Genomic DNA, 12,515 nt, shown 5'->3' with positions numbered 1-12,515 from the left:
GCGAATTTCAACGGTTTACTGCTCGTCTTTCTGTTCTTCAGCTTCGACCTTACGGTACCAGCGTGGGTGATGCTTCTTCGCCCAGCGGCGGCTGACCTTGCCTTCAATCATGCCTTTGATCGAGCCCTTCACCCAGAATGCCATATACATATGGATCAGAATGGCGTGGATCAGCACGATCGCCGACGCGGCGTGGATCAACAGCGCATAGCGGATCACCGGGATCGGGAAGTTGTGGGCGAAATAAGGGCGCCAAATGATAATACCGGTGATCAACAGCACGAAAATCATGCTCATGATGCTCCAGAACATCATCTTCTGACCGGCATTATATTTGCCGACGTCAGCGACCTTATGCTCATTGCCCTTCAGCACTTCCACGATGCCTTTGACCCACGGCAAGTCCTCTTTCTCGGGGATGTTATGCTTCACAAATCGGAAGAACATAAACATCAGCGCGATAAAGATCAGTACGCCAAAGAAAGGGTGCAGGATGCGGCCCATCTGCGGCGTACCAAAGGTTTCAGTCAGCCATTGCAGTGTTGGGAAGAACAGCGCAATGCCGGACAGCGACACCAGGAAGAAGCAGATGACCACCGTCCAGTGACAGGCCCGGTCGATAAACTTGGTGCGAACGATCATTTTACTTTTGCTCATGATGGTCCTCCTCGTCCTCATCATCCACTTCCTTGTTCGGGCCAATGCCGATGTAGTGGTAAATCAAACCGGCAAAGGTGGCGATGAAGCCAGCCACGGATAAGGGTTTGAGCACGCTTTTCCACAGCCCGATCGACAGATCGATATGCGGGTCTTTTGGCAGATTGTGATACAGCTCAGGGTTATCGGCATGGTGCAGTACGTACATCACGTGGGTGCCGCCAACGCCTTGCGGGTTATACACGCCCGCATGGTCAAAGCCGCGTTTCTTCAGCTTCTCGACCCGTTCCTGTGCCACGTCCAGCATTTCTGCCTTGGTGCCAAAGTGGATTGCGCCCGTTGGGCAGGTTTTCACACAGGCCGGTTCCTGGCCCACGCTGACGCGGTCAACGCACAGGGTACATTTGTACGCCCGGTTGTCTTGCGGGTTCAGCCGTGGAATGTTGAACGGGCAGCCGCTGATGCAGTAACCACAGCCGATACAGTGCTCGGACTGAAAATCCACGATGCCGTTGGCATATTGGATAATCGCCCCGGCAGACGGGCAGGCCTTCAGGCAACCCGGATCTGCGCAGTGCATGCAGCCATCCTTACGGATCAGCCATTCCAGCTTGCCGTTCTGCTCCACTTCCGAGAAACGCATCAGCGTCCAGGATTTGGCACTCAGATCGGCGGGGTTGTCATAAACCCCGACGCAGTGGCCCACTTCATCGCGAATGTCGTTCCACTCGGAACAGGCCACCTGACAGGCCTTGCAACCGATGCAGGTGGAAACATCAATCAGCTTGGCGACCTCAACCTTGTAATCACGCGCTTGTGGCGGCGGCGTCAGGGTGTTGGTGGCCGAACGTTTGATAATGTCTTGGGATTGCATGGACATAAATTCGGCTCCTTACACCTTTTCCACGTTAACCAGAAACGCCTTGTATTCCGGCGTTTGCGAGTTTGCATCGCCGACAAACGGCGTCAGGGTGTTGGCCAGATAGCCTTTGCGGGCTGCCCCTTCAAAGCCCCAATGCAGTGGAATACCGATGGTGTCGACATCCTGCCCGTTAACCTTCAGGGTTTGCAGACGGCGGGTCACTACGGCTTTCGCCTTGATAAAGCCGCGTTTGCTGCTGACCTTGACGGTATCGCCTTGCTCAATCCCTTTCTCCTTCGCCAGACGTTCACTGATTTCCACGAACTGCTCCGGCTGCATGATCGCGTTAAGGCGCGCGTGCTTGGTCCAGGTGTGGAAATGCTCGGTCAGACGATAGGTGGTACCGACGTAAGGGAACTCGGATTTATCACCCATGCGCTTGGCGTCGGACGGATAGAGACGGGCCGCCGGGTTAGAGATCACGTTTGGATGCAGTGGGTTGGTGCCCAACGGCGTTTCAAACGGCTCGTAGTGTTCCGGGAACGGCCCTTCGGCCATTTTGTCGAGGGCAAATAGCCTGCCAAGCCCTTCCTGTTGCATGATGAACGGCCCAACGCCGCTGCCCGGTGCGGCGGTGTTGTAGTCTGGAATATCATTCCCGACCCACTTACTGCCGTTCCATTCAATCAGCATGCGTTGCGGATCCCAAGGTTTACCCATTGGGTCAGCGGAGGCGCGGTTGTAGATAATGCGGCGGTTCAGCGGCCATGCCCAGGCCCAGCCCAGCGTGTTGCCCAACCCGGACGGATCGCTGTTATCACGGTTGGCCATCTGGTTGCCCTTGCTGGTCCAACTGCCGGTATAGATCCAGCAGGCTGAAGCCGTGCTTCCGTCATCGCGCAGCATCGCGAAGGAATCCAGCAGTTGGCCTTTTTTCGCCAACAGGTTGCCGTTGGCGTCATACAGATCTTCCAGCGCGTAGCCGTTGCTGTCTTTGGCCACTTCCTCGGATTCAGGGTGATCTGGCCGTTTATAGTGCCAGCCCATCTTCAGCAAGGGGTCGACACCTTTACCGCCTTCGCTGCCATACATCTGGCGCAGGCGATGGTACAGACCAGCCAGGATCTCACCGTCAGTAATCGCTTCGCCTGGGGCATCGCCACCTTTCCAGTGCCATTGCAGCCAGCGGCCGGAGTTGGCGATCGAGCCGTCTTCTTCGGCAAAGCAGGTGGATGGCAGCCGGAACACTTCGGTTTGGATCGACGCGGTATCAACATCGTTCATCTCGCCGTGGTTCTGCCAGAAATTGGAGGTTTCCGTGACCAGCGGGTCGATGATCACCAGATACTTCAGCTTGGCCAGTGAGGCGACCACCTGATTCTTATCCGGGAAGGAGGCGACCGGGTTAAAGCCCTGGCAGATATAGCCGTTGACCTTATTCTGATCCATCATCTGGAAGTACTTCATGACGTCGTAGGACTGATCCCACTTCGGCAACCAATCAAAGCCCCAGTTATTTTCTTTCTGGGCAGCGTCGCCGTAGAAGCTCTTCATCAGGCTGACGAAGAATTTCGGGTAATTGCTCCAATAGTTAACCTGGCCAGGCAAGGTGGCTTTTGGCGTATTGGCGGCCAAATAGGTGGCCAGATCGGTCTGTTTATCCGAAGGCAGCGTCAGGTAACCCGGCAGGCTGGTGGACAGCAGGCCAATATCGGTCAATCCCTGAATGTTGGAGTGACCGCGCAGGGCGTTGATGCCGCCGCCCGCCATGCCCATGTTGCCGAGTAGTAACTGGATCATCGCCATGGTGCGGATGTTCTGCGCCCCGACCGTATGCTGGGTCCAACCCAAGGCATACAGGAAGGTGGTGGTACGGTCTGCCGCGCTGGTGGAGGCCAGGACTTCACACACCTTCAGGAAATCTTCTTTCGGGGTGCCGCAGATGTTTTCCACCACTTCTGGCGTGTAGCGGCTGACGTGTGCTTTCAGCAGGTTCCAGACGCAACGCGGATGCTGGAGCGTATCATCACGCAAGGCATAGCCATCTTCACCAAACTGGTAGTTCCAGGTGGTTTTGTCGTACTGGCGCTTGTTTTCGTCATAACCGCTGAACAACCCGTCTTCAAACGTAAAGTCATCCCGGACCAACAAGTTGGCGTTGGTGTAATGTTTGACGTATTCAGCGTTGATCTTGTTGTTGGAAATCAGGTACAGCAATACGCCCGACAGGAAGGTAATGTCGGTGCCGGAGCGGATCGGCGCGTAGATATCGGCGACCGATGCGGTACGGGTAAAGCGGGGATCGACGACGATTAACGTGGCGTCGTTGTTGTTTTTGGCTTCCATCGCCCAGCGGAATCCCACCGGATGCGCTTCAGCGGCGTTGCCGCCCATCACCATCACAACGTTGGCGTTTTTGATATCAACCCAGTGGTTGGTCATTGCACCGCGACCAAATGTTGGAGCAAGACTTGCTACCGTTGGTCCGTGTCAGACACGCGCTTGGTTATCAACTGCCAGCATGCCCAGCGATCGGACAAACTTTTGTGTCAGCATACCGGTTTCGTTGCTGGCCGCAGAGGCGCATAACATCCCGGTAGAGAGCCAACGGTTTACCGTTACGCCAGCGGCGTTGGTGGCTTCGAAGTTGGCATCCCGGTCATTTTTCATCAGCCTGGCAATGCGCTCAAAGGCCTCATTCCAACTGATACGCTGCCATTTATCTGAACCCGGTGCGCGATACTCTGGGTAACGCAGGCGGCTATCGCTGTGGATATAGTCCAGCAGGCCAGCGCCTTTCGGGCACAGTGCCCCGCGGTTTACCGGGTGATCTGCGTCGCCTTCGATATGGAAAATCGTCGATTTGGCGTTTTTTGCCCCATCGCCCAGGCTATACATCAATAAACCGCAGCCTACGGAACAGTAGGTACAGGTGTTGCGGGTTTCTTTGGCGCGCAATAATTTGTAGTTGCGCGTTTCCGCTAACGCAGCCTTGGGCGCGAAGCCTAATGCTGCCACCGTGGTCCCAGCCATCCCGCCAGCGCAGATTTTAAAAAACTGTCTGCGATTGACGTCCATTGCTTTCCCTAATGCTTATCAGTGGTTTTTTAGTCATGGCAAACTAACAGCAATAACCCAAGCGTTATTGAGGGAAATCAATATAAGGGAGAGTTAGCGGGAAAATACTCCTTAATAAGTAGCCAGCGCCGTGGTGAGTAATCCTTAATTTATCGCTTTCAGACGATGTCTAGGGAAAGATAAATTAATCTAATTAGTTACCATGTAAAACTTTATGTGGCGTACCCCGATGCTATTTTAAAAAATGCTTTTCATTGATTGTCGCGAGAATTACCGACGGTATTAAATATCCTGTTTTTCGGATGGTTATTGTTTTTAAGTGGTTATTTTCTTGCAAAAAATGGAGTTAATTTGGAATTTGCTTCGCAAAATTAACACGTGATCCGATCAACTCGTTGAGTCGATCGTTTTATGAGCGAAAATAGGCAGGGAACGAGCTGCGAGAATGACGGATAGATTTTTGAAGGACGGAAACCATGATGCAGACCTACTTGACGCTGCGTGCGCTGGCGAGGGGGATTAACCCTGAAACGGGGGAGTTTTTGAATCATACTTCGCTGGTTCATTCCCCAGAGACGATCCGGATGTTGTTTGCCCTGGCAGGTGAGTTTCACGCCGAGCGGGAACGTGTGAAAAAGGCGAAGTTATCGCCCGAGGAGCGGCGGCAGAAAAATATTGCCGAAGGCAGGCCCGCCAACTTCAATTTCCCCTGGTCGGAAGAAGACAGGAAGCTATTGGAGGAAGGCTACAGCGGTGGCAAAACGATAGAGGCGTTAAGCGTGGCGTTTGGGCGCTCACTGCGCGGCATTGCGGTTCGGCTTGAAAAGATGGAGCTGATCACCGAAGAACAGGCCGCCGTTTATAGCTGACCGGGTTAAGCCTCCCTTCTGGAGGCCACTTGTCCGCAAGCTTCAATCTACCGGTGAAGTGGGTAGGCGAACGATGTCCTGATTGTCGTTACCCATCCAATAGACGCCTTCTTTTGCCCAGAATGGACCTTCGACAAAGTCGAGCAGGTCGGAATACTCTTCGTAGAACTGCTTGCCGTTTCGGTCATAAACCCGCATGTAGCCGGAGTAATGCCCGCCATCGCCAGGCATGGTGAAGCGCGGAATAAACTCGAAGGTTTTATAATAGCGCACCACATACTGCTGGTTGGGGCTCCACTCTTCGTATCGCAGTGTCCCTTGTTTCCACCACTGGTAACAGCCAGTAATGATTATCACCAGTATCGCAAGCACCACCCAGCGCTTACGCTCGCGTACCAGAGTTTCTTGGCTTTTTATTTTTGGCATTTGTACGCTTTCCTTAGGGTTATTGATGTCCCAAACCGTGCTCGTCTATCTTGCCGGGGCGGCTATTGTAGTGGTAATGATGAGCCGGAGAAACAGAACTTGCGATACCGGGAGGGTGCGTGAACAAAGTTGCAGTAATACAAAAGGTATTTGGGAAGTGCATGGGGGCAACATTGGTGGGTTACTCTACTGCAGAGATCTTTTTTGACCAGTGGGAACCATTGAATGATTTACCTATCAGGCTGGTGTTTGATAACGGCCAGATAATAGCCGTGGCCTGGTCCAAGTTCGATGATCTGTGGCTTTCAAATGATCTATCGTTACCTTTCGATATCTATGATAGTCAGATTCGCTGGGTTGAAAACGCGATTGAAGATATAAACCAGTTGCTCGGTGGCGTTATCTTATCGGTTTCTCTTGGACAGGGTTACCTGGAAGTATAGGCCTTGATAGCCATGGTTCTGAAATATGGCGAAATCCAGAGTTGTTTCCACCCCTGCCAAGTGTGCGGTTTCAACCAATTGTTTGTTATGTTCTTTTAACTCATTACGCAGGAAAAGTCGTTTTTCATCTTCACGCAGGCGTTTGAAGGTTTCATCATCAGCAAGTTCTTGTCGTCTGGTTTGGATGGCGAAATAGGTCTGTCCAGCAGCGATAACGGGTTTGTTTGGGTCACCATTCTGCACAACCAAGTAGCATGCATATCGAGATAGTAGAACATCATCTAATTCACGGTAAGCTCCAGAACCTAGCAATACCTTTTTGGTGGCTTCAACGAAATGGTCTGAAACCTCCAGGTTGCTGGTTTCACAGGCTTGGGTCGCTCTGGATAAAACATTCAGAAAGTTCCTCCAGTCCTTATATTCCAGTAAAGGAGCTAAATCTCTTGCTGACCAATACTCGTTACCATCTTCAGTGTGAAGGCGAAGGTTTTCGAAAGGCTGGTGCTGTTTGTTCATCTCAAATCTCCATGATGCTGAAATGATTGGCTGATAGTTCCCGTGACAAGATATGCGATATCGGTATAACTAATAGCAGGGGAACAGCGATAGGAGCGTATCTTGGTGTATGAAAAGTGTGCACTTTCTTGATTCGTTATGCTAGTTCATCACTACAAAAAAGCCCGCTAATGTGCGGGCTCTAAGGTTTTTAGCTACCCAGTGGTAGCGACTTAATACTTACTCAATATTCTGGATCTGCTCGCGCATCTGCTCTATCAGCACCTTCAGCTCAATCGCTGAGGTAGTCACTTCGGCATTAATCGACTTGGACGCCAGCGTATTCGATTCGCGGTTGAATTCCTGCATCATAAAGTCGAGGCGACGGCCAACGGCTTCTTTCTTCCTCAGGATGTTGTGCGTTTCTTTGACGTGGGCTTCCAGGCGGTCCAGCTCTTCGGCGACGTCGATACGCTGTGCCATCAGCACCAGTTCCTGCTCCAGGCGAGTGTTTTCCAGCTGCACCTGGGCTTCTTCCAGCTTGCTGACCAAACGTTCGCGCTGCCATTGCAGGATATTAGGCATCTGGGCGCGTACTTTGACCACTTCGGCGCTCACGCCGTCGAGGCGTTGCTCGATCAGGGCTTTCAGCGCGGTGCCTTCGCTTTCGCGAGCCACGATGAAATCATCCAGTGCGCCTTCCAGCGCTTGCATCAGCTCGTTGCTGATGAGATCCAGATCCTGTTCCTGAGCGGACATCACGCCCGGCCAGCGCAGGACGTCGATCGGATCGATTTCCCCTTCGTCGCTCTGCATTTTGACCCAATTGGCTGCTTCAACCAGCTGCTTGGCCAGTTTTTCGTTCAGGATCATCGAGCTTTGTGCACTTGGGTCGAGCTCAAAGCGCAGGTTGCACTCCACTTTGCCGCGCGTCAGGCGGCCACGGATACGCTCGCGGATCACCGGCTCAAGGCTGCGGAACTGCTCAGGCAGGCGGATGTAGGTTTCTAAGTAGCGTTGGTTAACGGAACGCAGCTCCCAAGCTGCGCTGCCCCATTCACCCTTGATTTCACGCCGGGCGTAGGCGGTCATGCTGCGGATCATTGTGCGTACCCGTAAATAGGAAAAGATGGAACGATTATAGCGTTGCACCTGCGGGCAGGATAGGCATAACGTCACGAAGCCCGTATAATGCGCAGCCAAACGTTAATAAGAAGCCGGAGAGAGCCCATGCGTCCTGCAGGCAGAGCACCACAACAAGTTCGCCCCCTGACACTGACCCGTCACTACACGAAACACGCTGAAGGTTCAGTGCTGGTTGAGTTTGGCGATACCAAAGTTTTGTGCACCGCCACGGTAGAAGAGGGCGTTCCGCGCTTCTTGAAAGGCCAGGGACAAGGGTGGATCACCGCAGAATACGGTATGTTACCGCGTTCAACCCACAGCCGTAATGCCCGCGAAGCGGCTAAAGGCAAGCAGGGTGGCCGTACGTTGGAGATCCAGCGTCTGATCGCTCGTTCACTGCGTGCTGCAGTGGATCTGAAAAAGCTCGGTGAGTTCACCATCACCTTGGACTGCGATGTGCTGCAAGCCGATGGCGGCACCCGTACCGCTTCTATCTCTGGAGCCTGTGTGGCGCTGGCCGATGCGCTGAATGCGCTGGTTGCCGCCGGTAAACTGAAAGCCAATCCGATGAAAGGGATGGTGGCTGCGGTTTCGGTAGGTATCGTTGGTGGCGAAGCGCTGTGCGATCTGGAGTATGTGGAAGATTCCGCCGCAGAAACCGATATGAACGTGGTGATGATGGAAGATGGCCGCATGATCGAGGTGCAAGGCACCGCCGAGGGTGAGCCGTTCAGCCACGATGAGCTATTGGCGCTACTGGCGCTGGCCCGAGGGGGCATCGAAACCATCTTCCAGGCGCAGAAAGCGGCGCTGGCAGACTGATTTTTAAAGGCGACCAAGCAGTCGCCTTTTTTATGCCCGGAAAATAGAACCAAAGTTACCGACCAAATTAGGAGAAGCAGTAATGAAAGCCTACCAGCGCCAGTTTATCGAGTTTGCGCTCCGCAAGCAGGTATTGAAGTTCGGCGAGTTCACCCTGAAATCCGGCCGTACCAGCCCCTATTTCTTCAATGCCGGCCTGTTTAATACCGGGCGTGATCTGGCGCTGTTAGGGCGTTTTTATGCCGAAGCGTTGGTGGATTCCGGCATCGAGTTCGATCTGCTGTTTGGCCCTGCCTACAAAGGTATCCCGATCGCGACCACCACCGCTGTGGCATTGGCGGAACATCACAATCGCGATGTGCCTTATTGCTTCAACCGTAAAGAAGCCAAAGAGCATGGCGAAGGTGGCACGCTGGTAGGCAGCCCGCTGCAGGGACGTGTGATGCTGGTGGATGATGTGATCACCGCCGGGACGGCCATTCGTGAATCGATGGAAATTATCAGTGCCCATAATGCCAGCTTGGCCGGTGTGCTGATTTCTCTCGATCGTCAGGAACGTGGCCGTGCCGACATTTCTGCGATCCAGGAAGTGGAGCGTGATTATCACTGCAAAGTGATCTCGATTATTACGCTCAAGGAGTTGATTGCTTACCTGGAAGAACAGCCGGAAATGGCAGAAAGCCTGGTGGCTGTGCGGGCCTATCGCGAGCAGTACGGGGTTTAAAGTAATAACGCCGGGCTAAACCCGGTTATACCCGTCGTCTTTCAAGCTGCAGCGTTGTTACCTGCACTTACTCACCCCAGTCACTTACGAAAAGTAAGCTCCTGGGGATGAGTAAGCTTGTCGCCTAGCTGTGATGTACATGGATGTACAAATGCCGCGAGCGCAGGGATGCGCAAGAGCGGCCAACTCAAAATCCATAGGGTATAAACGGCTATGGAGTACTACCGATTCAATCCTTTATTATTGCAGTTGTGCCGCTAACAGCGGCCAGCGGGCATCGAAATCCTGCGTTGGGCGGTAGCGGAATTCGGAGCGAACATAGCGCGACAGCATCCCTTCACAGAAAGCCAGTATCTGGCTCGCCAGCAAGGTTTCATCGACGATAAAGCCTTTTCCTTCCCGGAGCTTACGTTCCTTCAATACTTGACGCAGTTGCGCTTCTATACGCTCGAACAACTGGTTGATCCTGCCTTGCAGGCGATCTTGCTCAAACATCAGCGCGTGGCCGGTCATAATCCTGGTCAGGCCTGGATTGCGTTCTGCAAACCCTAGCACCAACAACACAATCAGGCGTAGACGGTTGAACGTCTCTTTTTCATCCTGCAAGATCAGGTTGATACGCGTTATCAGGCTGTCTTCAATAAACTCGATCAGGCTGTCAAACATCCGCGTCTTGCTGGGGAAATGCCGATAAAGGGCAGCCTCAGAGACACCAACGTTTGCGGCAAGCTTGGCTGTGGTAATGCGCTGGCTGCCGTCGCTGGATTCCAGCATCTGGGCTAACGCCTGCAATATCTCCTCACGCCGATTCCTTTTGGTATTTTCTTTTTCTGCCATGTTTGATTAGACCCTTGCTAAAACGGCTTATCCCCTCAATCTCTTCGGGTATAGATTTGCGAAAACCCGCGCACCGGCCGTTGCAGAGCAAACTCTGTGCGGCTTATATGATCGCTGTTGTGCGGTGTTTTTAGGTCATACCCGTCGTCTTTCAAGCTACAGCGTTGTGTCCACCCCAGTCACTTACAAAAGTAAGTGACTGGGGATGAACAAACTTGTCGCCTGGCTGTAACTTGAAATCCATAGGGTATATGGTCTTGCAGACCTTTATTCTCCGTGCGGTACCAACCGTGCCGCATTGTAGACGCCATCCCTGCCAATTATCCTGTTACGGGCGCAATCTATTGGCGACCCGAGTGGCCAAAGCCACCGGTACCACGTTCGCTGCTATCGAACTCTTCCACCAGATTAAACTCGGCTTGTACCACTGGCACAAATACCATCTGTGCGATGCGCTCACCCGGCTCGATAGTGAAGGATTTCTGACCACGGTTCCATACGGATACCATCAACTGGCCCTGATAATCGGAATCGATCAGGCCAACCAGGTTACCCAGCACTACGCCGTGCTTATGGCCCAGACCGGAGCGTGGCAGGATCACTGCTGCAAGACCGGTATCGGCGATGTGGATAGCCAGGCCGGTAGGCAGCAGGGTGGTTTCGCCTGGTGCCAGCTCAACCGCGCTGTCCAGACAGGCGCGCAGATCAAGCCCGGCAGAGCCTGGGGTGGCATAGGTCGGCAATGGGAAATCTTGACCGATACGTGGGTCAAGGATCTTAACGTCGATTTTTTTCATCATAACGGCTGACTATCTCGTCTAGTAAACGTTGGCCAAGGAGTGCTTTGTCGCTATGCGGCAGGCGCTTGTCTCCATCCTGCCAAAAAAGATGCAGGGCATTGGTATCACTGTTAAAACCGTGCTCTGCAAGCGATACATCGTTAGCACAGATTAAATCCAGTTTCTTACGCAGTAGTTTTTGTCGCGCGTATTCTTCCACATTCTGGGTTTCAGCCGCAAACCCGACGACAAACGGACGATTTTTGCTCATCGCGGCAACGCCCGCGACAATATCGGGATTCTTGATCATCTTGAGGGTGATTTCATCACCCTGCTTTTTGATTTTCTCATCGGCAATCTGTTCGGCGCGATAGTCCGCCACGGCGGCGCAGGAGATAAAGATGTTCTGCTGCGTGGCGTGCTGTTGCACGGCTTGCTCCATTTCCAGCGCGCTGACGACATCCACACGGGTAACCCAAGGCGGTGTAGGCAGGTTGACCGGCCCGGCGACCAACGTCACTTGCGCACCACGAGCGGCGGCGGCCTTCGCGATAGCAAAACCCATCTTGCCGGAGCTGTGGTTGCTGATGAAACGCACCGGATCCAGTGCCTCACGGGTGGGGCCTGCGGTGATCATAATCTTTAAATGTTGCAGATCCTGCGGTGCAGAGAAATGAGCGTTAGCCAGCTCCACTATCGCCAACGGATCCAGCATGCGGCCCGGTCCGATATCGCCACAGGCCTGGCTACCGCTGTCTGGCCCCCACAGCAGCAAACCACGCCCTTGTAGGGTCTGTAGATTGGCCTGAGTGGCGGCGGCGCGGTACATCTGCTGGTTCATGGCCGGTGCTGCCGCGATCGGAGCATCCGTGGCCAGGCAGACCGTGGTCAGCAGATCGTTGGCCATGCCGGCGGCAACGCGGGCCAGCAGATCGGCGGTGGCCGGGGCCAGGATCACCAGATCGGCCCATTTACCCAATTCAATATGGCCCATGGCGGCTTCTGCTGCGGGATCCAGCAGATCGTCGAAAACCGGATAACCGGAAACGGCCTGCAGCGTCAGTGGGGTAATGAAGGCTTTGGCTGCGCTGGTCATCACCACTCTTACCTCGGCGCCTCTATCGCGCAGGCGGCGCACCAGCTCAGGGCATTTGTAAGCGGCAATACCGCCACTGATGCCAAGCACAATATGTTTGCCGGAAAGTCCCGTCATCATGATTGTCCGATTGAAAACCGAAAGAGGCGAACATTTTAGCATAACCGCTGCCAGGTTGAGCGATTCTGCTGTGTATGCAGCCAGTTACATGCGGTTTTTCGTAACACTTCGCAATATTATCAATCACCTGTCGCGCGATGAAATTCCCCGTGACATGCTGCTGTAGCAGGCAGGGAGGTGGC

General features: G+C 53.6%; 12 protein-coding genes and 1 pseudogene. 4 read left to right on the top strand and 9 right to left on the bottom strand.

The features are described 5' to 3' along the window. Positions 1–15: 15 nt before the first annotated feature. From fdnI to fdnG, 3 genes are read right to left on the bottom strand one after another with little or no spacing between them, the layout of a single operon-like run. On the bottom strand, positions 16–657 hold the full coding sequence (fdnI, locus tag KAJ71_RS17465) for a formate dehydrogenase-N subunit gamma (protein WP_024482937.1): 642 nt from the start codon (positions 655–657) through the stop codon (positions 16–18). Then, on the bottom strand, positions 644–1,537 hold the full coding sequence (gene fdxH, locus KAJ71_RS17460) for a formate dehydrogenase subunit beta (protein WP_248946878.1): 894 nt from the start codon (positions 1,535–1,537) through the stop codon (positions 644–646). Before fdxH ends, fdnI begins: the two co-directional genes overlap by 14 nt. 12 nt (positions 1,538–1,549) lie before the next feature. After that, positions 1,550–4,597, bottom strand: a complete 3,048-nt coding sequence (gene fdnG, locus KAJ71_RS17455) for a formate dehydrogenase-N subunit alpha (protein WP_248946877.1) — start codon at positions 4,595–4,597, stop codon at positions 1,550–1,552. A 479-nt stretch (positions 4,598–5,076) separates the two neighbouring features. Between fdnG and KAJ71_RS17450 the strand changes: the two genes are divergently transcribed. Next, positions 5,077–5,466: a hypothetical protein gene (locus KAJ71_RS17450; protein ID WP_248946898.1), complete on the top strand. Its 390-nt coding sequence runs from the start codon at positions 5,077–5,079 to the stop codon at positions 5,464–5,466. 42 nt (positions 5,467–5,508) lie between these two features. On the opposite strand, the gene KAJ71_RS17445 is transcribed toward KAJ71_RS17450, so the two are convergent. Continuing rightward, complete coding sequence (locus KAJ71_RS17445) at positions 5,509–5,892, bottom strand: hypothetical protein (protein WP_248946876.1); 384 nt, start codon at positions 5,890–5,892, stop codon at positions 5,509–5,511. 119 nt (positions 5,893–6,011) lie between these two features. Here KAJ71_RS17445 and KAJ71_RS17440 point away from each other — a divergent pair, with 119 nt between their 5' ends. Beyond that, on the top strand, positions 6,012–6,335 hold the full coding sequence (locus KAJ71_RS17440; RefSeq protein ID WP_248946875.1) for a hypothetical protein: 324 nt from the start codon (positions 6,012–6,014) through the stop codon (positions 6,333–6,335). Here the strand turns inward: KAJ71_RS17440 and dinD are convergent. Both dinD and KAJ71_RS17430 read right to left on the bottom strand, forming a co-directional pair. After that, positions 6,330–6,851, bottom strand: a pseudogene (dinD, locus tag KAJ71_RS17435) (DNA damage-inducible protein D); the annotation flags it as partial. The gene KAJ71_RS17440 and the pseudogene dinD sit on opposite strands and share 6 nt — an antisense overlap. A 219-nt stretch (positions 6,852–7,070) precedes the next feature. After that, positions 7,071–7,934, bottom strand: coding sequence for a YicC/YloC family endoribonuclease (locus KAJ71_RS17430; RefSeq protein WP_248946874.1), 864 nt, complete (start codon positions 7,932–7,934; stop codon positions 7,071–7,073). A gap of 126 nt (positions 7,935–8,060) precedes the next feature. On the opposite strand from KAJ71_RS17430, the gene rph reads away from it, so the two are divergent. Continuing rightward, complete coding sequence (gene rph, locus KAJ71_RS17425; RefSeq protein ID WP_024482927.1) at positions 8,061–8,777, top strand: ribonuclease PH; 717 nt, start codon at positions 8,061–8,063, stop codon at positions 8,775–8,777. Between the two features lie 82 nt (positions 8,778–8,859). Beyond that, positions 8,860–9,501 (top strand): orotate phosphoribosyltransferase, encoded by a 642-nt coding sequence (pyrE, locus tag KAJ71_RS17420; RefSeq protein ID WP_248946873.1) that lies wholly within the window; start codon positions 8,860–8,862, stop codon positions 9,499–9,501. A 240-nt stretch (positions 9,502–9,741) separates the two neighbouring features. Here the strand turns inward: pyrE and slmA are convergent, their stop codons facing one another. From slmA to coaBC, 3 genes are all read right to left on the bottom strand, one after another. Next, positions 9,742–10,338 (bottom strand): nucleoid occlusion factor SlmA, encoded by a 597-nt coding sequence (gene slmA, locus KAJ71_RS17415; protein WP_248946872.1) that lies wholly within the window; start codon positions 10,336–10,338, stop codon positions 9,742–9,744. Between the two features lie 341 nt (positions 10,339–10,679). Further along, the gene (gene dut, locus KAJ71_RS17410; protein ID WP_039996197.1) at positions 10,680–11,138 is read right to left on the bottom strand and encodes a dUTP diphosphatase; all 459 of its coding nucleotides are present in this window, start codon (positions 11,136–11,138) and stop codon (positions 10,680–10,682) included. Further along, positions 11,116–12,333, bottom strand: coding sequence for a bifunctional phosphopantothenoylcysteine decarboxylase/phosphopantothenate--cysteine ligase CoaBC (gene coaBC / locus KAJ71_RS17405; RefSeq protein ID WP_248946871.1), 1,218 nt, complete (start codon positions 12,331–12,333; stop codon positions 11,116–11,118). Before coaBC ends, dut begins: the two co-directional genes overlap by 23 nt. Positions 12,334–12,515 lie beyond the last annotated feature (182 nt).

This window comes from Serratia silvae, assembly GCF_023282985.1.
Classification (GTDB): domain Bacteria; phylum Pseudomonadota; class Gammaproteobacteria; order Enterobacterales; family Enterobacteriaceae; genus Chania; species Chania silvae.
Note: the sequence above shows the minus strand (reverse complement) of the source record. Positions and strands in the feature narration are given on the sequence as shown.